This is a genomic window from Thioalkalivibrio sulfidiphilus (assembly GCF_000377945.1).
GTDB lineage: Bacteria > Pseudomonadota > Gammaproteobacteria > Ectothiorhodospirales > Ectothiorhodospiraceae > Thioalkalivibrio_A > Thioalkalivibrio_A sulfidiphilus_A.
Genome location: NZ_KB898925.1, coordinates 60,461 through 78,359, shown reverse-complemented (window position 1 = coordinate 78,359; position 17,899 = coordinate 60,461). Strand labels below are relative to the sequence as shown.

Here is a 17,899-nt window from a genome sequence, read left to right as displayed (position 1 = left end):
TTCTTTTTGCTGCGGTAGACTCTAGGACCGGCCGCTCGGAGTGAACACCCTACTCATGGGGGGGGATCCCTACCCGGGCATATCCCACTGGGGATAGAGACAGAGAAGGGGGGCATCAACGCCGCCCCGGCGGCCCTTGGCCCGGCCTATCCCGGAAGGAAGGTTGTGCTGTCTGGCCGCACCATTACACTGCTTCATCAATTCTTTACGAGGCGATGAAAACACCACCCATGACAACACGGCAGTCATCCGGCGTGATCGATCGGTACGGCTCCGCGAGGGGCGCGCACCGGGATGCCCGCGCCTTCGACCTGGGCGATGTGCCGGCCTACCAGGCCTGGCGTGAGGCGAAACTCGCCCGCCAGCCCGAATCCATCGAGGCCTTGCGCGTGGGTGTGGCTGATCTGGCGCGGCCCACCGCCGAGGAATGCGCGGCCCTGACCGACCATCTCCGGCAGCACAACCTTGTGCTCTACCGCGGTGCAGCAAGCGGCGTGGACCGGGCCACGGTGCGGGCCTTCGGTCTGGCCCTGGGCCTTTCGCGCCTGGACAGCAACCTGTGCAGCGAGGAGGACGGGGTCAGCGAGCTGCAGGTGAGCACCGGCGGTCGCCAGGCGGACTACATCCCCTACACCAACCGGCCGCTGAGCTGGCATTGCGACGGTTACTACAACCCCCCCGAGCGGCGCATCCGGGCCATGTTGCTGCACTGCGTCACGGACGCGGCCGAGGGTGGCGAGAACGCCCTGCTGGATCATGAGCTGCTGTATATCCGCCTGCGTGACGAGAATCCCGACTGGATCGAGGCCCTGATGCACCCGCAGGCCATGACCATCCCGGAGAACGTGGAGAACGGCGTGGTGCTGCGGGAGGCCCAGTCCGGCCCGGTGTTCAGCGTGGACCCGGAGACCGGCCGGTTGCACCTGCGCTACACCGCCCGGGAACGCAACGTGCACTGGCGTGATGACCCTCTGACCCGCGAGGCGGCAGCCCGCATCCGGGAATTGCTCGCCTCCGACATGCCGGGCATCATCCGATATCGCCTTTCCCCCGGGGAGGGCATCCTGTGCAACAACGTGCTGCACAACCGCACCGGTTTTCGCGACGACCCGCAGGCCGGCCAGACACGACTGATCTACCGTGCCCGCTACCTGGACCGGGTGGCCGGGACCTGAAACCCCGAGGAGTCCCCATGCTGTGGTTGAGTGAGCTGCTGATGCAGAACCAGGACCTGCAGTCCTTCGAGGAGATGCTGGAACTGGTGCGCGAGCGCGCAAGGGCAGGGGAGCGGTTCCTCAGCTCCGACGTCAAGCCTCCGTTCCCGGATACCCCGTCGGACTGGGAGGAGCGGGTCGAGGCCACCTTCACCTCGCCCATGTCCTGAGGATCGCCAGGCCATGTTCTGGGACGACGACACCGAGATCGACCCCCATCTGCCCGATGACATCGTCGATGTGTCCTACCGCATCGACTGTCGCTGCCTGCCCCTGGACCACGCCCACGCCCTGTCCAGCGCGGTGCTTGCGGCCCTGCCGTGGATGAGCGAGGAACCCGCCGCCGGCGTGCACCTGATCCACGGGGCGGAATCCGGCAACGGCTGGTACCGGCCCCAGGACCCGGAGCATGACCTGCTGCACCTGTCCCGGCGTGCCCGCTTCCGCCTGCGCGTGCCCCGCACCCGGCTGGAGGATGCCCGGGCCCTGGTGGGTCAGGCCCTGCGCCTGGAGGGCCATGAACTGCTCATCGGCGAGGCCGGTGTCCTGCCCCTGCAACCCCTGCCGGCGCTCATGGCCCGTTACGTCGTATCCGATCCCGCGGAGGCGGAGGCGGATTTCCTGGCCCGGGCGGCCGGGGCGCTGCGGGAACTGGGCGTGCCGGTGTCCAAGCTCCTGTGCGGCCGGGAACACGTGCTGCGCACCCCCGAGGGTGAGGTGCATACCCGAAGCCTGATGGTGGCCGACCTGGATCCCCACGGCTCGGTGGAGCTGCAGCGTCAGGGCCTCGGGCCGATGCGGCTCATGGGCTGCGGCCTGTTCATCGGTCACAAGGACGTCGCGCCGGTACAACGCATACCGGGCGAGAGTTGAAGCATCACGACATCATCAACTGCAACGAGACGGAGGATGGCTCAATGAGTCTGGAAGTGGACGGCGTCACCATCGCAACCAATGCCAACGGCTACCTGGAAAACGTATCCGACTGGAGCGAGAACGTGGCCAGGGCCATTGCCGCGAAGGAAGGCATCGAGCTGACCGATCGGCACTGGGACCTGATCAACTACCTGCGCGACGAATACTTCAACAACAACGAAAACCAGCCCAACACCCGGACCATCGTCAAGGCGATGTCGGCCAAGTGGGACGACAAGAGCGTGGATGCCAAGACCCTCTACGACCTGTTCCCCCTGGACCCCAGCAAGCAGGGCGGCCGTGTTGCCGGCCTTCCGGAGAGCCGCCGCAAGGGCGGCTATTGAGACAGTGGCAAGTGGCTAGTCTCAAGTGGCAAGGAAAGTCAAAATCACCCTGGCTTTTCCTTGCCACTAGCCACTTGAGACTAGCCACTGCCCTTCTATCCCCTAAGGGGGGTTAAGGGGCCCGGATGGCCGGTGCTATAGTCCTGGCAGTCCCTAGGAGTCTATCTGACAAATATCTTGTCATAGGCGGCCCGCCACAGCGATCCATCGGAGGTCAGAAAGCAATGAGCAACAAGCAGGAACTGATCAAGGAAATGCTCGAGATGCAGAAGATGTTCATGGAATATGAACATGCCAACGGCGTCTCCCCCGAGGAGTACTACCTGGCCCCCGAGGGCCATCCCCTGCATCAGTACCGCCAGAAGTACCGCGATATCGCCATGCAGCTGGTGGACATCGCCCACGCGGAAAAGGGCTCCCATCGTTGATGATGGGGGAGACCCGCCGGGTCTCCGCTGCCTGACCGATCTCGCGCCCATGCCCGCACTGCCGGGCATGGGCGCGGTTCTGTATGATGCCGGGTGTTCCCAAGCCAGAGACATCATCCATGTCCAACCCACCCCCCGCATTCGATCCCCGCATCATCGCGCCCCTGCGCGAGCGCCTCGACCAGCATCCCGTCTACGGCCTGCGGGATCTCGACGACCTGCGTCGTTTCATGGAATGCCACATCTACTCGGTGTGGGATTTCATGTCCCTGATCAAGTTTCTCCAGCACCACATCGCGCCGGCCCGCTATCCCTGGGCACCGGGTCCGGATGCGGCGGTGTGCCGCTTCATCAACGAACTGGTGCTGGAAGAGGAGTCCGACAAGATCCCTGGGCCCGACGGCGAGGAGATCTGCCTGAGCCATTTCGAGCTCTACTGCGGCGCCATGGGCGAACTGGGCGCGGATCCCTCCGGCCCCCAGGCCTTCGTGGCCCTGGCCGCCCGTGAGGGCATCGACGCGGCGCTGGCCTCGGGCATCGCCCCCGAGCCGTCACGCCGCTTCATGGAGAGCACCTTCGGCTTCATCCGCAGCGGCCAGCCCCATGTGGTCGCGGCGGCCCTGGCCCTCGGACGCGAACACGTGATCCCCGGCATGTTCCGCAGCCTGCTGGCCCGCATGGGCATCACCGAGCAGGATGCCCCCATGTTTCATTTCTACCTGAAACGCCACATCCACCTGGATGAGGACTTCCACGGCCCCCTGTCCCTGCGCATGCTGGACATGCTCTGCGCCGGTGACGCGCAGAGACGGCGCGAGGCGGAGCAGGCGGCCTGCGCGGCCATCGAGGCGCGCATCCGCTTCTGGGACGATGTGGCCAAGCGACTGGAGATCTCCTGATGGCACTGCGACTGCGCAATCGCTGGAAACAGGGTGAGCGGGCCCGCACCCTGGAGGATGTGGCCACGGTGAGCGCCGCCAATGCCTGGCGGGTGGCCTGCAATGGCGTGCTCAGCCTGGAGAACGAGGGATTCGAGACCCGCTCCCAGTACCAGCGCCTGGACGTGATCGAGGAGTTCGTGATCTTCCTGTTGCACCTCACCGATCACCAGGTCTACGGCAAGTTCAACGAGGAGGAGCGGGCCCGGTTCGTCACTGCCATGGCCCTGCGACTGGCCGGCTTCGTGGAGGAGAACCGGGCCGACAACAAGGCGCCGGAAGACCAGCAGCATCTGACGCCGGCGGATTTCAAGCGGATCTTCATCGACAAGCTCAATGCCCGCAACGCGGTCTATGCCGAATGCAGCTACAGCCCCATCGAGGGGCCCGGCTTCAAGCTCATGCGCGCGTTTGCCGAGTGGGTCAGTGATGCCCTGGGGCCGAAGAACCGGGAATGGGCCATCGACCAGATCCTGACCATCGAGGGGCCCGAGGCGGTGGAGAAGTACACCGCGTCCCTGGACGCGCTGCTGGCGGGTTCAGACGACCGTGCCGGGCCGGGCAAGGAGGGGCCGATCCGGCCGATGGCGGAGGATTGAGGCTGGTCAGTTGTCCGTTGTCAGTGGTCAGCTGGAAGAGAAGCAGAAACGACTGACCAAGGACAACTGACCACTGACAGGCTATTGCTTGGTCCAGCTGCTGAAGCCGTCGGTCTTGCCTTCCAGGCCGTCGTTGTAGCCGGCGTCGTAGGCGTCGGTGACCCGCTGCTCTTCCAGCTTGGGGTTGTGCAGGAAGCCGGTCTGCCATCCCAGGACGTAGGCGGGGTCGACGCCCACGCTTTCCATCTTCTTGGAGGTTTCGTAGTAGGTCTTCTTGTCCATGTCTATCTCCTCTGGTGCAGGTGCGGTTGACCGCGTCTGATGGGTTTGGGGGTCACGCAAGAAAACGGGCCCGGGCCGAACCGTCGTCCAGTGAACGACGAATCCGGTCCGCTGCGGATTTGAGGTCGGGTTCGCGCCCCAGGTGCCAGAGGCACAGGGCGCCGGAATAGGCCAGGCTTTCCCGGGTCGGGCCTGCGGCGCCTTCCAGGGCGGCAAGGCCGGCGGCGGCGGCGGCACGGGCCAGGGCAGCGCTGTCCACGGTTTCCTGGTTCTTGCCCTTGAGCTTGCCCGGGGTGAGGTCCTCGGGCAGGGGCACGGCGCGGCCGTCGGCCTGGATGCCCAGGTCAGCGGGCTCGATGAGCACCTCTTGCTCAGGGCCTTTGTCCTTGTACTGGAACAGGCGCCCGGTCTGCTGCAGGGAGGGCGTCACGCCGCCTTCCACGCCGCGCACCACCAGGCCGGAATCGAAGCCGGAGAAGCGCGCCAGTTCCGAGTAGATGGGCGGATAGGCCTTGTGCACGTAGCCGATCAGCAGGTGGGTCCTGTTGCGTGCCCGCACCGGGCCCACGATGTTCTCCACGGTGGTCAGGCAGGTGCGCTTGACGATCTGGCTGCGCAGCGCGGTGAGATTGTGCAGGCCGGGGCAGAAGGCCTCCATGTCCACGTAGGCCCAGCCGATGTCCGGGTGGGCGATGCGCTCGGCGGCCTCGGCGGGGGAGAGGTCCACCCGGGCGCCGGCCTCGCGCAGGATCATGCGGTGGGTCGCGCCATACTTGGGGCCCATGGCCTCGACGCCATGGGAGACCGCGGGCAGGCCGCAGGCGGCCAGCACGGCAGGCAGGAAGGGGGTGGCGGGCAGGCCGCGGGCGTAGCCGTCATAGGGGTCGGCCACGTCCATGAGTTCGTCCACGTCGGCGGTGGCGGTGGCGGTGTTGTCGCGAATGGCCTGGAGTATGCCCCGGTATTCGTCCATGGCCTCGCGCTTCATGCGCAGGGCGATGAGCAGCACGGCGGACTGTACCGGGTCCACCTTGCCCTGCATGATCAGTTCCATCGCTGCCTGTGCCTCTTCCCGGTTCAGGTCCTCGCTCAGCTCCGGGCCGGTGGCGACCTTCTGGATGCAGGGGCGGATGACGCTGGCGACGTCGATGGCGGCGTTCTGGCTCAGGGACATTCGGTAACCTGTGTGGATCTTTCTGCGGGCTTGCGGGCGTCCCCGTGGGCGCACCGATTCATCATGCAACGGCCGGATTATAGCGACGGGGCTTCGCGGCGGCGTATATCCCCATTGAGAGGGTTCCGGCTGGTGGGGCTTTGCTTCACCATGCCATGAGCATAATCAGCCGGAGGCCTCCTATTGCTTTGTGTCTCTGCTGCACGACCATGGGTGTCATAGAACAATGATGCATTCGCAAGACGATGACCACATGGATCTTCAAAGCGGCATCTCCGCTTTCGAGGCCAAGCATTTCTCCCGGGCCATGCAGCTGCTCAGCCCCCTTGCCGAGGCCGGCAACGCGGAGGCGCAGTATCGCGTGGCCATCATGTGCCAGAACGGTCTGGCCGGCGCCCCCAATCCCGAGGCCGCCGCGCGCTGGATGCGGGTGGCCGCCGAGCAGGGCCATCCCATGGCCCAGCACGGCCTGGGCTTCATGTACCTGGAAGGCGAGTGCCTGGAGAAGGATCCGCGCCAGGCCGCCGTGTGGTTCGAGAAGGCCGCCAACCAGGGCCTGGCCGGCTCCCAGACCACCCTGGCCATGATGTACCAGGAAGGCAACGGGGTGGAGCGTGATCCCGAGGTCGCGCGCCGCTGGTACCAGAAGGCCGGTTTCGATGTCTCGGAACTGGACGCCTTCAGTCGCAACGACTGACCGTGGACTTCTTTCCCGTATTCATGAGACTCAAGGACCGCTCCTGCCTGGTGGTGGGTGGCGGCCCCGTGGCGCTGCGCAAGGTGTCACTGCTGCGCAAGGCCCACGCCCGTGTCACCGTGGTCTCCCCGGCGCTGTGTCCGGAGCTGGCCGCGCTGAAGGCCCGTGATGCCATCGAGCATCTGCCCCGGGGCTTCGAGGACGCCGACGTGGACGCCCGCGTGCTGGTCATCGCCGCCACCGACGACGAGGACCTGAACCGGCACGTCTCCGAGTTGTGCACCGAGCGCTGCATCCCGGTGAACGTGGTGGACCAGCCGGAACTGTGCGGCTTCATCACCCCCTCCATGATCGACCGCTCGCCCATACAGGTGGCGGTCTCCACCGGCGGCTCCTCGCCGGTGCTGGCGCGCCTGCTGCGCTCACGCATCGAGAGCTTCATCCCCGCCGCCTACGGGCGCCTGGCCGCGCTGGTGGAGGGCTACCGGCTCAAGGTCAAGGCGCGTATCCCGGACACCGAACTGCGGCGGCGTTTCTGGGAGCGCCTGCTGGAAGGGCCGGTCACGGAACTGTTCATGTCGGGTCGCGAGGACGCCGCCCGGGAGACCCTTGAGAAGGCGCTCGAAACGGGCCTCGATACGCGCGATGCCGGCGGCGAGGTGTTCCTGGTGGGTGCCGGCCCCGGTGATCCGGACCTGCTCACCTTCCGCGCCCTGCGCCTTATGCAGCTGGCGGACGTGGTGGTCTACGACAACCTGGTCTCGCCGGCCATCATCGAGCTGGTGCGCCGCGACGCGGAGATGATCTACGCGGGCAAGAAGCGCAACCTGCATACCCTGCCCCAGGAGGAGATCAACCAGCTGCTGGTGCGTCTTGCCAAGGAGGGCAAGCGTGTGCTGCGGCTCAAGGGCGGCGATCCGTTCATCTTCGGCCGTGGCGGCGAGGAGATCGACACCCTGATGCAGGAGGGCATCCCCTTCCAGGTGGTGCCGGGCATCACCGCCGCCGCCGGCTGTGCGTCCTTCTCGGGTATTCCGCTGACCCATCGCGACTACGCCCAGGCCGTGGTGTTCGCCACCGGCCATCTGCGCGACGGCAGCATCGATCTCAACTGGAAGATGCTCGCCCAGCCGCGCCAGACGGTGGTGTTCTACATGGGGTTGCTTGGGCTGCCGATTATTTGCCGTGAGCTGATGGCCCACGGCGTGTCGCCGGACATGCCCATGGCCCTGGTGGAGCAGGGCACCACCCAGAACCAGCGGGTCATCGTGGGCACCCTGGCCACCATGCCGGACCTGGTGAAGGACTATGACGTGCAGCCGCCGACCCTGATCATCGTCGGCGAAGTGGTCAAGTTGCACGAGCGGCTGAAGTGGTTCCAGCCGGGCACCGACCACACCGTGAAGAGCCTGTTCAGCAGCCAGGGTCAGGTGGTGGAAGCCCGATCCTCTACCGAGGGAGCCGAGGCATGAGCGACGCTTACGGTATTTTCGATCCCAAGCGGATCAGGGTGGAGACGCCGGACGTGGACCCCGGCATGGGCAGCGGCTGCGCCACCAGCGAGCCCTTCGCCCTGCGGGTGCTGGGCGACAGCATGTCGCCGGAGTTCGAGCACGGCGTGATCATCATCGTCGACCCCGCCGGGCACGTGGAGTCGGGCAGCTACGTGGTGGCTCAGCACGAGGAGGAATACCTGTTCCGCCAGCTGCTGATCGAGGAGGGGCGTTACTACCTGGTGGCGCTCAAGGATGATCACCGCAAGCTGGAGATCAGCGGCGTGGATGCCATCGCCGGCGTGGTCTCCCAGCGGGCCGGGACGCGGCGCTCACAGCGCAAGCATTATGTTTAGTTGTCAGTTGTCAGTTGTCAGTGGTCAGTTGTTGAAAACCCTCTTGACGCGGCGTCAGCCTGATTCAGGCTTTTGACAACTGACAACTGACAACTGACAACTGACAACTGACAACTGACAACTGACAACTGACAACTGACCACCTCACCTTTCCCCCGAGGCCTCGCCGCTGTCCGGTTGACCGCCTCCGCGCAGTCCCTGCTGCACCGCCAGCACCGCCGCTTCCACCCGGGAGTGCACTCCGAGTTTACGCAGGATCGCCTTCACGTGCAGTTTGACCGTGCCGTCGGAGATGCCCAGGTTACGGGCGATCACCTTGTTGCTCTGACCTTCCGCCAACAGGGCCAGGATCTCGCCCTCCCGCGGGGTCAGTTCGTCGAAGGGGCTGGGCTCGTTGGCGGAGCTGGATTTTCCCTGCACCACCCGCACCAGCAGTTGAGCCAGATCGGGGGCCACCACGGTCTTGCCCTGCAGGATCTCCTCCAGGGCATCCACCAGGTCGCCGGGCTCCATCTCCTTGAGCAGATAGCCCTGGGCGCCATTGCGCAGGCATTCCACCAGGTCCTGCTCCTCGGTGCTGGTGGTGAGCATCACGATGGGCATCTTGAGCCCGGCCTGGCGCAGACGGCGCAGCACCTCCAGGCCGTTCATGGCGGGCATGCGCATGTCCAGCAGGATGACGTCGGGCAGCAGGTCCCTGGCCAGTTCGATGCCGGTCTCGCCGTCGCCCACGGCGCCGACGGTGTCGATGCCGTGACGCTTGAGCAGCTCCTGCAGGCCCTCGCGGAACAGGGTGTGATCATCGATGAGCAGGACCCGGCGCGTCATCGGGCCACCTGCACGGGCGGGTCGTTGCGGGACGTGAATTCCACCACCCGTGGCTTGGGATAACGGAAGGCGAGGCTGATGCGGGTGCCCTCGCCCGGTTCACTCTCGATGCGGAAATCGGCGTCCAGGCGGGCAGCGCGTTCCGTCATCACGCTCAGGCCGATGTGCTCACCCGGCGCGCCCTGCTCGGCAGGCTGCAGGCCCTGGCCATCGTCCTCCACCATCACCATGCATTCGCCGTCGGCATCGTTGCGCAGCAGCACGCGCACATGCTGTGCCTGGGCATGCTTGCGAATATTGCACAGGGCCTCCTGGACGATGCGCAGCACTTCCGCTTCCATCTCTGCGGGCAGTTTGCGGGGCCGCCATTCCTTCTGCAGGTAGACGCTGATACCGGTCTCTCTGCGCAGGGTCTCGACCATCTTCTCTACCGCGGCGACGAAGCCTTGAGGCTCCATGGGGGCGCGGAAGTGGCTGATCAAGGCCCGCAGTTCCACGTTGGCGCGGTTCAGCACATCCTTGATCTGATCGATTTCGCGTCGTGACTCCGCCGAGGCATCCTGGGCCGTCTCGTCCAGGGCGCGCACGCGAAAACGCAGGGTGGCCAGCGTTTGGGCCAGTGAGTCGTGCAGCTCGTGGGCCAGGTGGGTGCGCTCCTCGATGATGCCCAGACGCTGGGCCTCCTCGTCCACCCGGGCCTTCTCGATGGCCATGCCCAGATGGCGGCCGATGCTGGTGAGCAGGTTGTCCATGTCCTCGTTCAGGTGTTCCGGCCATTCGTGCAGGAACAGGCTGTAGACGCCCAGGGTCTTGCCGCGATGCTGCAGCGGGATGGTGATCATGGCGGGCTCGTCTTCCTGCGTGTCGCAGTCCGAGGTCACCCGGCCGCATTGCCGGATGTCCGCCTTCCAGCTGAGATCACCGCCGTCGGCCACCCGCCCGCACATGCACTTGCCCAGGGGCAGGACCTGGCGGCAGCGCTGATCGTCAGGTTCAAACCCCAGGTTGGCCACCAGGCGCATGTGACCGTCGGGGGTCATCAGGCGGGCCGTGGCCGCCTGGGCGCCCAGGGTGTGTTTGAGGCTGGTGAGGAAGCGTGTCAACAGGTCGTCCAGGTCCCGGGAGGTGTTGATGCTGGCGGCCACGTCATAGAGCACTTCCAGGGTATGGGACTTCTGCTCCAGGCGTTCCGTCTGGGCACTGACCTCGTCGCGCATCTCCCGGGTGAGTCGCTGCAGTTGCTCCGTGAGGGCGTTCACGTCCTGGGCCAGTTCGGCGAATTCACCGGTGCTGGGGATGGGGATGCGCGCGGCGAGGTTGCCGCCCCGGGCGCGCTGGGCCCAGTGGCGCAGGTGGAACAGGGGGGTGATCAGGTGGTGGTAGATGAGCACCGGCAAGGTCAGGGTCACGGCGAGGCCCGCCACCAGGAACAGCGACTGGATGCCGAGCAGGGGATGGGGCCAGAAGAACAGCAGGATCCAGGCGTTGATGGCCAGGGACGCGGCGAAGGCCACGCCGATCAGGCCTAGCAGCAGGAACATGCGGTTCTTGACCAGACCGCGGGTCTTGTGGCGCCAGCCATCGGCCGGGCGGATCATCCACGTGGCCAGACCAGGTCCACGCGATGACTTGGCGTGAACTTTCCTCATCTCAACCTCCTGTGCGCCCATGCCCCGCAGCGGGGTGAACGCCCTGTGGCCACGGACATTCCCGGTGACCTTATAATATTTGGTAATTCCTAAGCATATTACGGCGCCGCTGGCGTGTCTCCCCCGGCGTGCGCCCGGGCGAGCCCGCCGGGCTTTGCTTCCCGGTTCGGTCTGGTGGATAATAACCAACTAAACCAATCAACTTTGTGCGGTCCGGCAGTCCGTCGGACCCCAGTCCAATCCGGAACCTTATGAAATCACTCAAGATCAGCAATCTGGGCGAGATTCGCAACGAGCTCAACAAGTACAAGAAGGGCAAGAAGTTCGACATCAACCAGTTCAACCAGGTGGCGCGCCTGGCCTGGCTGGGCAAGCTGGTGATGCAGCCTCTGGATCCGGAAGACAAGGAATGCAGTTCCTTCCTGGTCTACTGCGACCACCCGGACGAGCTGGCCGCCCATTTTCTGAACCTGGACCAGGACCTGGTGGGGCAGATGCACATCGTCGACGGCGAGCAGGGCGAGGCCCTGATCAAGATCCTGCGCATGGGCGTCGAGGAACGCGCCCGCCTGTACCAGGACCTGTCCCGCAGTGATTTCTACTTCCGCCACTTCTACAAGTCCGACGCCGACAAGGCCCCCGAGGGCGAGTCGGGTAACTGACTTCCCTGAATCATGGACAGGATGAACAGGATAATAAAACATCAAGGGCAAGGGATCGGACAGGATTAACATGATTCACATGATAAAAAACGCTTTCAAATCATGTACATCATGTTAATCCTGTCCGATTTCTTTATGATCTTGTAGATCCTCAGAAATCCTGTTCATCCTGTCCATTCAGAGTTGAGCTTCTTGACCACCCTCCCGACCCACTGGCGCTGGCTGGATCTGGGCGATCTGGCCCACGTCGAGCTGCATGCCGCCTACACCGGCGTGGCACGGGCCATGGGGCCGGAGGACGCGCCGGTCCTGCTCTGGGCCAGATCGGACCGGCCCCATCTGAGCATCGGGGCCAGCCAGTATGCGGCGGCGGACCTGGACCTGGGCCGTTGCGAGGCCCTGGGCATCCCGGTGATCCAGCGGCCCCTGGGGGGCGGTACGGTGTGGGTGGACGGCGACCAGGAGTGCTTCTTCTTCATCCTGCCCCGCCAGCGGGTGCCGGGCGGACATCGCGGGCTGTTCGATCGGTGTCTGGGTCTGGTGGCCCACTGGTTCGCAGCTATGGGCCTCGGGGTGCGGCGCGTGGGTGGCCAGGACCTGTGGCTGGGCGCCCGCAAGATCCTGGGCAGCGGCGCGGCCAGCCAGGGAGAGGCCCTGGTGTTCGGCGCCAGCGTGCTGCGGCATTTTCCCGCCCGGTCCTTCGCCGAGTGCATACGGGCACCCAGTGACGGTTTCCGGGACTGGCTGGCCGAGGCCCTGGCCGAGGGCATGACCGATTGGCGCAGCCAGGGCATGGACCCCGACACCGGGCTGCTGCAGGCGGGACTGCGCGAGACCTGCGAAGGCCAGGCCGGCTGGCGCTTCACGGACTGGCTGCCGGACCCGCGCACCCGTGAGTCCATGTCCGAGGCCCGGGAAGAACTCTCGGAGCCCCTGGACCCATCGCCGGGCAGGCGCCATGTGCCCGAGGGCATCCGGATCAACGGCCTGCGTTACCTGCTGGAGCAGGATCGGGAGGGGGACTGGTTGCGGGTGCTGCTGGACGACGGGATCATTCGCCGGGTGGCCAGCGCCGATCCTGCCAGCCAGGCCGCACTGCGGGCCTGCGAGGGCGAACCGGCGCACTCAGGGCGGTTGCGGGCCGTCCTGGGTGATGCCCTGCCTGCGGCCAGGGCGAGCGATCTGGCATCCCGTCTGGAGGCCCTGCATGCCTCCATTCCTTCGTAATCCATTCATGTCTCATCTGAACATCAGGAAGTCCCGCCATGGCTGAACCCACCATCGAGGCGCGCATGCAGCGCCGCTATATTCTCATGACCACGGATCAGGACATGCTGGCACGTTTTCGGGCGCTGACCCCGGAGGGCTGGACGGCGGTGGTGGTGACGGACCTGGAGGACCTGGGCGCCTGGAACGAGGTGCTCCTGCACCGTTTCCTGGTCATGGACCTGGACGAGTTCGATGCCTTCGATCCCCTGGACGTGATCCGTATCCTGCGCCGGGAACACCAGATCAACATCCCGGTGTTCTGCTTCGGCGGTGATGAGGATATCCAGGACGAGATGCGCCTGGCCCGGGCGGACCGGTTCTTCAGTCGCGAGGAGATGCTGGAGATGCTGCCGCGCTTCTTCGAGCAGTATCGGTGGGGGGAATGAATAACCGCGACGCAAAGACGCGAAGGCGCGAAGTGACGCAAAGCTTTATAGAGTGAAAAAAGAAAGAGCGGCCTGGGGCCGCTCTTTCTTTTTCTGTGCAGGGGGGGTTGCGCCCCTTTGCGTCTCCGCGTCTTTGCGTCGCGGTTCAGTTCGGTTCGGGACTCAGCCGATCCAGGCGTGCTCGGTGACGTCGATGCGGATGTTCTGGCGGAAGGTCTCGCCGTTGCCTTCGATCACCAGCTTGCCCACGCGGGTGCCGGCGGTGTCGTAGCTGAACTTGCACTCGAAGGTGCCGGGCAGATTCACGGTCGCCTCACCCAGGACCTTGCCCTCGGCCTCGAAGCGGGCCTTGGCGCTGCCGCTGCCGTTGAGCAGGGCCTGCAGCCGGAATTCCTGATTGACCGGACGGCGGTACACCTCGGGATCACGGTTGAGGTTGTACTGCAGGTTGTTCAGTTTGATGAGTTTCACGAGTTTCATCTCCGCTCCCCGGACTTGGGTTATACCTGAGTATTCTGCTAGGATTTGATTAAGAGATTAATAATATACTATCCCGGTTGCAAATTCGATTCTGTACCCAGAGGACTTTCATGGATCCCAACGCCCGGCTTGCCGCCGCCTTCGATGACCTGGACCGGCGTATCGGCGCCCTGGAGGCCGCCGTGCGTGGCGGCGAGTTGCCAGACCTTGCCGATCTGCTCGGGGAGGCAGGCGGGATCATGAAGGGCCTGCTCACGGCCTATGCCGAGCACGCCGGCAAGGCCATCCCGGACACCGACGACCTGCTGGAGGTGTTCAAGGCCTTCGTGAAGGGCGACCCGAGCCTCAATGCCGTGCGGGACAACGTGCGCGAACTGGTCTACTACGGCAACTGCCTGGCCATGGACCGGGCCGACGCCCTGCCGCAAAACCCCCAGCGCATGGCGGTGCATACCCTGCGGCACGTTTACCTGTACCTGCATTCCCGCTGCGAACAGGAACATCGCCTCTAGGAGTCTGTCGGACCGAGATGCCCTGAGCACCTAGGTCCGACAGGCTCCTAGACGCACCGGCCCGACCCAGACTGACCGACCAAGGAACACCGACCGATGAAAAACCTGTTCAACAAGCTGCGCGGCGTGGAACGGGACGCCGTGCAAAAGCCCGTCGAGGGCGAGGCCCCCTTCTACCTGCCCCAGGGCAACGAGGTGGAGGTGTTCAAGGCCGCCTATGCCAAGCGCCTGCCGGTGATGCTCAAGGGCCCCACCGGCTGCGGCAAGACCCGCTTCCTGGAGCACATGGCCCACGTGCTGGGCCGGCCCCTGGTGACCGTCTCCTGCCACGAGGACCTGACCAGCTCCGACCTGGTGGGCCGTTTCCTGCTGGAAGGGGAGGAGACCGTGTGGCAGGACGGACCGCTGACCCGGGCGGTGAAGGAGGGCGCCATCTGTTACCTGGACGAGATCGTCGAGGCGCGCACCGACACCACCGTGGTGATCCATCCGCTCACCGACCACCGCCGCCAGCTGCCCATCGACAAGAAGTCCCAGATCATCGACGCCCACGAGGACTTCATGCTGGTGATCTCCTATAACCCCGGCTACCAGACGGTCTTGAAGGACCTGAAACCCTCCACCAAGCAGCGCTTTGTGGGCCTGCAGTTCGACTATCCGAAGGAGGATATCGAGCGCCAGATCGTCAAGACCGAGTCCGGCGGCCTGGATGAGGCCCTGGTGGACAAGCTGGTGGCCGCCGGCCGCAAGGCCCGGGGGCTGAAGGACCACGGTCTCGAAGAGGCCACCTCCACCCGCGCCCTGTGCTACGCCGCCGAACTCATGAACGCCGGCCTCTCCCCCATGGACGCCTGCCGCGCCGCGCTCATCCACCCCATCACCGACGACCCGGAACTGGTGGAGGCCCTGGAGGAGATCTTCCGGGCGCACTTCGGGGCGGAATCGTAGAAAACGGCATGCCGCAGAGGCGCGGAGGCGCAGAGGAAATGGAGAAAAGTCTTTCAGTTCTTCTCTGCGTCTCCGCGCCTCCGCGGCGAAATCCTTGCGGATTGAATCCATGACCGAAGCCGAAACACTCGTCCAGATCCAGGAGGTGCTGCAGCACCTGGAGCATGTGAGCTTCGTGGCCCACCGGGACACGAAGGAGGCCATGCCGTCGGTGGAGCCCCATGGCGCCGCCGACACCCTGCTGTGGATCGAGACCGCCCGGGACCTGTTCTTCCGGGACCGGGAAGGGGGCAAGAGCTTCCTGCGCCACACACCGCACATGGTGGAACAGACCGGCACGGTGCGCCCCTGGGTGGAACAGGCGGCGACCTTCGGCAAATGGGTCAACGGCTGGCGGGCCCTGGAGGGTTTCCTGGCCCAGGCGGGAGAGGTCTGGCAGGCCTGGGGCGCCGAGGGCGAGCAGGCCTGGTATCAACTGGGCATCCGCTGGTGTGAGCGGGGCATCCCAGAAGGGCGTGCCTACTTCGAGGCCGGTTTCCGGGAGCTGGCCGGGGGCGAGGGCATCGAGGGCTTGAGAGGCCTCATGCAACCCGCCGAGACCCTGTACACGGAACGCAAGCTCAACCTGGACGTGTTCCTGGCCGGTGCCACCATCGCCCGGGCAATGGTGGGAAGCCGGGGCCTGGAGGCCTGGGCGCGGCGCGGCGCCGACATCCTGCAGACCGGGCGTTCCCGGGGCGAGGCCTACTTTAGGCTAGAGAGCGAGGAGAGCCTCAAGCACCTGCTGGACACCCTGCCGGGCTATCGGCCCCGGGCCCACAGCCGTTTCCTGCGCCTGATCCAGGTGGCCTGGTTCGGCGCCCACGTGTCCCTGGAGGACGGCAACTGGCGCCCGGGGCGCGGCCGTCCCATGGTGGAGACCGACGGTGTGCGCCTGTTCCTGCCGGCGGTGCTGGAGAGCCGCGACGAGGCAGTGGTCTCCGTGCTGCATGCCGCCGGGCATCTGCACTTCGACACCTACTGCGGCGAGGATATCGAGGCCCTGTTCCAAACGATGGGCATGGCGCACCCGCCCCTGGACGAGGACCAGCGCATTACCTGGCGGCCCCTGTTCGCCGCCTACGCCGAGCGCATGTTCCGCTTCCAGCTCCTGTTCGACCTGTGCGAGGACCTGCGGGTGAACCATCGCCTGCAGGGACTGGTGCCCGGGTTCCTGTCCCGTTTGCTGCGCCTGGCGCGAAACCACCCTGCGCCCGAGGGCGCGGCTGGCGAGTACTACCGGATCGCCCTGGCCGCGCACGAGTCATTGATCACGGGGCAGGGTCTGGATGCCCGCCTGCAACCGCTGTTGTCCGAAGGCGCGACCATCCAGGACAGTTTCCGCATTGCCTGCGCGTTGTTCGAGGACGCGGCCTTCCCGGAGATCGACGTGGAGGGCAGGGAGCAGGCCTACCTGCCGGGCCTGTCCATGAACACCGCCCGGGCTGTGTATCCCCGCAAGCGGGGCGAGCCGGTGGGCGGCTACAACGAGGACACCGACGCCCACGCCGACCAGAAGGCGGTGCAGGAGAAGCAGGCGGAGCTGCCGCCGCCCCAGGCCCCGGAGCAGCGCCAGAACGACCCGGACCCGGACATCAACGTGCCCCAGGAGAATACCTCCGGCAGCGGCGGGCGCATCGGCGTGGGCATCCCCATGCCTGCCCAGGTGGACAAGCGCGGCGTCGCCCATCAGCAGACCCTGGAGGGCGTGCCCTATCCCGAGTGGGACTATCGCGAGCAGCGCTACCTCAGCGACTGGGCGCGGGTGCACGAGAAGCGCCTGGAGGAAAGCGACCCGGATCGGGCCGAGCTGCTGCTGGCCGAACACGCGCCCATGCTCAAGCGTCTGCGCCGGGCCCTGGAACTGCAGCGCCCCAGCCGGGTGGCGCCGCTGCGCAAACAGCTGGACGGCGACGAACTGGACCTGGAGGCGGTCACCGGCTTCATCGCCGACAAGAAGGCGGGTCTCTCGCCCAAACCCTTCATCTATCGGCGCCGCACCGTGCAGCACCGGGACACCGCTGTGCTGCTGCTGGCCGACATGTCCACCTCCATCATGGCCAAGCATCCCAGCGGCCAGGGCAAGGTGGTGGACCGGCTGCGCGCCGGGCTGATGATGTTCGCCGAGGCCATCGAGAGCGTGGGCGACCCCTACGCCATCTGCGGCTTCGCCTCGCGCCATCACGACAACGTGAACTTCTACGTGCTCAAGGATTTCCACGAGCACACCGGCCCCGACGTGCGTGCCAGTATCGCCGCGGTCTCCGGTCGTCTAGCCTCGCGCATGGGCGCGGCCATCCGCCACGGCATCCGGCGCTTCGAACAGGCCGATGCCCATCACCGCCTGCTGCTGATCCTCTCCGACGGACGACCGGCGGACTACGACGATGGGGGTGACTCCCGCTACCTGCACGAGGACACGCGCATGGCCATGAAGGAGGCGGTGGACGCGGGCGTGCATCCCTTCTGCATCACTCTGGACACCTCGGGCTCCGAATACCTGCCGGCCATCTTCGGCCCGGGACACTACCTGGTCCTGGACAACGTGGACGACCTGCCGCGGCGGCTGCCGGAGATCTACCTGCGGCTGCGGCGGTGATCGGGGTTGAAAAGATTTCAACGCAAAGACGCGAAGACGCAAAGGGCGCAAAAAGTCTATGTATGAAGTTCATGAACAGGTATTGGT

At 65.7% G+C, this 17,899-nt stretch carries 21 protein-coding genes; 16 read left to right on the top strand and 5 right to left on the bottom strand.

Going from position 1 to position 17,899, the window contains the following annotated elements; translation table 11 throughout:
• The first annotated feature begins 230 nt into the window (after window positions 1-230).
• The 7 genes from D580_RS0103095 to D580_RS0103065 all read left to right on the top strand — a co-directional run bounded on the left by D580_RS0103095 (window position 231) and on the right by D580_RS0103065 (window position 4,438).
• The gene (locus D580_RS0103095; protein ID WP_026289660.1) at window positions 231-1,175 is read left to right on the top strand and encodes a TauD/TfdA family dioxygenase; all 945 of its coding nucleotides are present in this window, start codon (window positions 231-233) and stop codon (window positions 1,173-1,175) included.
• Window positions 1,176-1,192: 17 nt separating this feature from the next.
• Window positions 1,193-1,384: a hypothetical protein gene (locus D580_RS0103090; protein WP_018952975.1), complete on the top strand. Its 192-nt coding sequence runs from the start codon at window positions 1,193-1,195 to the stop codon at window positions 1,382-1,384.
• 13 nt (window positions 1,385-1,397) lie between these two features.
• The gene (gene cas6 / locus D580_RS0103085) at window positions 1,398-2,087 is read left to right on the top strand and encodes a type I-MYXAN CRISPR-associated protein Cas6/Cmx6 (RefSeq protein ID WP_018952974.1); all 690 of its coding nucleotides are present in this window, start codon (window positions 1,398-1,400) and stop codon (window positions 2,085-2,087) included.
• Between the two features lie 44 nt (window positions 2,088-2,131).
• Window positions 2,132-2,473, top strand: coding sequence for a TusE/DsrC/DsvC family sulfur relay protein (locus D580_RS0103080; RefSeq protein ID WP_026289659.1), 342 nt, complete (start codon window positions 2,132-2,134; stop codon window positions 2,471-2,473).
• Window positions 2,474-2,697: 224 nt separating this feature from the next.
• Window positions 2,698-2,901, top strand: a complete 204-nt coding sequence (locus D580_RS0103075; protein ID WP_012638738.1) for a hypothetical protein — start codon at window positions 2,698-2,700, stop codon at window positions 2,899-2,901.
• A 119-nt stretch (window positions 2,902-3,020) separates the two neighbouring features.
• Window positions 3,021-3,800, top strand: a complete 780-nt coding sequence (locus tag D580_RS0103070) for a DUF3050 domain-containing protein (protein WP_018952972.1) — start codon at window positions 3,021-3,023, stop codon at window positions 3,798-3,800.
• Window positions 3,800-4,438: a hypothetical protein gene (locus tag D580_RS0103065; RefSeq protein WP_018952971.1), complete on the top strand. Its 639-nt coding sequence runs from the start codon at window positions 3,800-3,802 to the stop codon at window positions 4,436-4,438. The genes D580_RS0103070 and D580_RS0103065 overlap by 1 nt, the downstream gene beginning before the upstream one ends.
• An 81-nt stretch (window positions 4,439-4,519) precedes the next feature.
• Here the strand turns inward: D580_RS0103065 and D580_RS0103060 are convergent, their stop codons facing one another.
• Both D580_RS0103060 and D580_RS0103055 read right to left on the bottom strand, forming a co-directional pair.
• Window positions 4,520-4,720 carry an Alvin_2107 family globule sulfur oxidation protein gene (locus D580_RS0103060; RefSeq protein WP_018952970.1) on the bottom strand — a complete coding sequence of 67 codons (201 nt, stop codon included), beginning with the start codon at window positions 4,718-4,720 and terminating at the stop codon, window positions 4,520-4,522.
• Window positions 4,721-4,772: 52 nt separating this feature from the next.
• Entirely contained in the window at window positions 4,773-5,894 is a 1,122-nt protein-coding gene (locus tag D580_RS0103055; protein ID WP_018952969.1) for an anthranilate phosphoribosyltransferase, read from the bottom strand.
• Between the two features lie 226 nt (window positions 5,895-6,120).
• Here D580_RS0103055 and D580_RS0103050 point away from each other — a divergent pair, with 226 nt between their 5' ends.
• The 3 genes from D580_RS0103050 to D580_RS0103040 are packed head-to-tail and all read left to right on the top strand — an operon-like array spanning window position 6,121 to window position 8,440.
• Window positions 6,121-6,591 (top strand): tetratricopeptide repeat protein, encoded by a 471-nt coding sequence (locus tag D580_RS0103050; RefSeq protein WP_018952968.1) that lies wholly within the window; start codon window positions 6,121-6,123, stop codon window positions 6,589-6,591.
• Window positions 6,592-6,593: 2 nt separating this feature from the next.
• Window positions 6,594-8,063 (top strand): siroheme synthase CysG, encoded by a 1,470-nt coding sequence (cysG, locus tag D580_RS0103045; protein WP_018952967.1) that lies wholly within the window; start codon window positions 6,594-6,596, stop codon window positions 8,061-8,063.
• Window positions 8,060-8,440 (top strand): S24 family peptidase, encoded by a 381-nt coding sequence (locus tag D580_RS0103040; protein WP_018952966.1) that lies wholly within the window; start codon window positions 8,060-8,062, stop codon window positions 8,438-8,440. Before cysG ends, D580_RS0103040 begins: the two co-directional genes overlap by 4 nt.
• A 144-nt stretch (window positions 8,441-8,584) precedes the next feature.
• Here D580_RS0103040 and D580_RS0103035 read toward each other — a convergent pair whose 3' ends face one another.
• On the bottom strand, window positions 8,585-9,268 hold the full coding sequence (locus D580_RS0103035; protein ID WP_018952965.1) for a response regulator: 684 nt from the start codon (window positions 9,266-9,268) through the stop codon (window positions 8,585-8,587).
• On the bottom strand, window positions 9,265-10,866 hold the full coding sequence (locus tag D580_RS0103030; RefSeq protein ID WP_018952964.1) for a histidine kinase: 1,602 nt from the start codon (window positions 10,864-10,866) through the stop codon (window positions 9,265-9,267). The genes D580_RS0103035 and D580_RS0103030 overlap by 4 nt, the downstream gene beginning before the upstream one ends.
• A gap of 302 nt (window positions 10,867-11,168) precedes the next feature.
• On the opposite strand from D580_RS0103030, the gene D580_RS0103025 reads away from it, so the two are divergent.
• The 3 genes from D580_RS0103025 (at window position 11,169) to D580_RS0103015 (ending at window position 13,234) form a co-directional block, all read left to right on the top strand.
• Window positions 11,169-11,579 (top strand): hypothetical protein, encoded by a 411-nt coding sequence (locus D580_RS0103025; protein ID WP_018952963.1) that lies wholly within the window; start codon window positions 11,169-11,171, stop codon window positions 11,577-11,579.
• 192 nt (window positions 11,580-11,771) lie between these two features.
• Window positions 11,772-12,806 (top strand): lipoate--protein ligase family protein, encoded by a 1,035-nt coding sequence (locus D580_RS0103020; protein ID WP_018952962.1) that lies wholly within the window; start codon window positions 11,772-11,774, stop codon window positions 12,804-12,806.
• A gap of 38 nt (window positions 12,807-12,844) precedes the next feature.
• Window positions 12,845-13,234, top strand: a complete 390-nt coding sequence (locus tag D580_RS0103015; protein ID WP_012638725.1) for a hypothetical protein — start codon at window positions 12,845-12,847, stop codon at window positions 13,232-13,234.
• Between the two features lie 162 nt (window positions 13,235-13,396).
• Here the strand turns inward: D580_RS0103015 and D580_RS0103010 are convergent, their stop codons facing one another.
• Entirely contained in the window at window positions 13,397-13,714 is a 318-nt protein-coding gene (locus tag D580_RS0103010; RefSeq protein WP_018952961.1) for a hypothetical protein, read from the bottom strand.
• A gap of 110 nt (window positions 13,715-13,824) precedes the next feature.
• Here D580_RS0103010 and D580_RS0103005 point away from each other — a divergent pair, with 110 nt between their 5' ends.
• The 3 genes from D580_RS0103005 to D580_RS0102995 all read left to right on the top strand — a co-directional run bounded on the left by D580_RS0103005 (window position 13,825) and on the right by D580_RS0102995 (window position 17,812).
• Window positions 13,825-14,226 carry a hypothetical protein gene (locus D580_RS0103005; RefSeq protein WP_018952960.1) on the top strand — a complete coding sequence of 134 codons (402 nt, stop codon included), beginning with the start codon at window positions 13,825-13,827 and terminating at the stop codon, window positions 14,224-14,226.
• Window positions 14,227-14,322: 96 nt separating this feature from the next.
• Window positions 14,323-15,174 (top strand): CbbQ/NirQ/NorQ/GpvN family protein, encoded by an 852-nt coding sequence (locus D580_RS0103000; RefSeq protein ID WP_018952959.1) that lies wholly within the window; start codon window positions 14,323-14,325, stop codon window positions 15,172-15,174.
• Window positions 15,175-15,283: 109 nt separating this feature from the next.
• Complete coding sequence (locus D580_RS0102995) at window positions 15,284-17,812, top strand: nitric oxide reductase activation protein NorD (RefSeq protein WP_018952958.1); 2,529 nt, start codon at window positions 15,284-15,286, stop codon at window positions 17,810-17,812.
• Window positions 17,813-17,899: the final 87 nt, after the last annotated feature.

Bases quoted from the DNA above. Each gene is read 5' to 3' on its own strand.
- D580_RS0103010 (WP_018952961.1), bottom strand. From the start codon at position 13,714: ATGAAACTCGTGAAACTCATCAAACTGAACAACCTGCAGTACAACCTC.
- D580_RS0103090 (WP_018952975.1), top strand. From the start codon at position 1,193: ATGCTGTGGTTGAGTGAGCTGCTGATGCAGAACCAGGACCTGCAGTCC.
- D580_RS0103070 (WP_018952972.1), top strand. From the start codon at position 3,021: ATGTCCAACCCACCCCCCGCATTCGATCCCCGCATCATCGCGCCCCTG.
- D580_RS0103005 (WP_018952960.1), top strand. From the start codon at position 13,825: ATGGATCCCAACGCCCGGCTTGCCGCCGCCTTCGATGACCTGGACCGG.
- D580_RS0103030 (WP_018952964.1), bottom strand. From the start codon at position 10,866: ATGATCCGCCCGGCCGATGGCTGGCGCCACAAGACCCGCGGTCTGGTC.
- D580_RS0103080 (WP_026289659.1), top strand. From the start codon at position 2,132: ATGAGTCTGGAAGTGGACGGCGTCACCATCGCAACCAATGCCAACGGC.
- cas6 (WP_018952974.1), top strand. From the start codon at position 1,398: ATGTTCTGGGACGACGACACCGAGATCGACCCCCATCTGCCCGATGAC.
- D580_RS0103015 (WP_012638725.1), top strand. From the start codon at position 12,845: ATGGCTGAACCCACCATCGAGGCGCGCATGCAGCGCCGCTATATTCTC.
- D580_RS0102995 (WP_018952958.1), top strand. From the start codon at position 15,284: ATGACCGAAGCCGAAACACTCGTCCAGATCCAGGAGGTGCTGCAGCAC.
- D580_RS0103095 (WP_026289660.1), top strand. From the start codon at position 231: ATGACAACACGGCAGTCATCCGGCGTGATCGATCGGTACGGCTCCGCG.
- D580_RS0103060 (WP_018952970.1), bottom strand. From the start codon at position 4,720: ATGGACAAGAAGACCTACTACGAAACCTCCAAGAAGATGGAAAGCGTG.
- D580_RS0103025 (WP_018952963.1), top strand. From the start codon at position 11,169: ATGAAATCACTCAAGATCAGCAATCTGGGCGAGATTCGCAACGAGCTC.
- D580_RS0103065 (WP_018952971.1), top strand. From the start codon at position 3,800: ATGGCACTGCGACTGCGCAATCGCTGGAAACAGGGTGAGCGGGCCCGC.
- D580_RS0103075 (WP_012638738.1), top strand. From the start codon at position 2,698: ATGAGCAACAAGCAGGAACTGATCAAGGAAATGCTCGAGATGCAGAAG.
- D580_RS0103050 (WP_018952968.1), top strand. From the start codon at position 6,121: ATGATGCATTCGCAAGACGATGACCACATGGATCTTCAAAGCGGCATC.
- D580_RS0103055 (WP_018952969.1), bottom strand. From the start codon at position 5,894: ATGTCCCTGAGCCAGAACGCCGCCATCGACGTCGCCAGCGTCATCCGC.
- D580_RS0103035 (WP_018952965.1), bottom strand. From the start codon at position 9,268: ATGACGCGCCGGGTCCTGCTCATCGATGATCACACCCTGTTCCGCGAG.
- D580_RS0103040 (WP_018952966.1), top strand. From the start codon at position 8,060: ATGAGCGACGCTTACGGTATTTTCGATCCCAAGCGGATCAGGGTGGAG.
- D580_RS0103000 (WP_018952959.1), top strand. From the start codon at position 14,323: ATGAAAAACCTGTTCAACAAGCTGCGCGGCGTGGAACGGGACGCCGTG.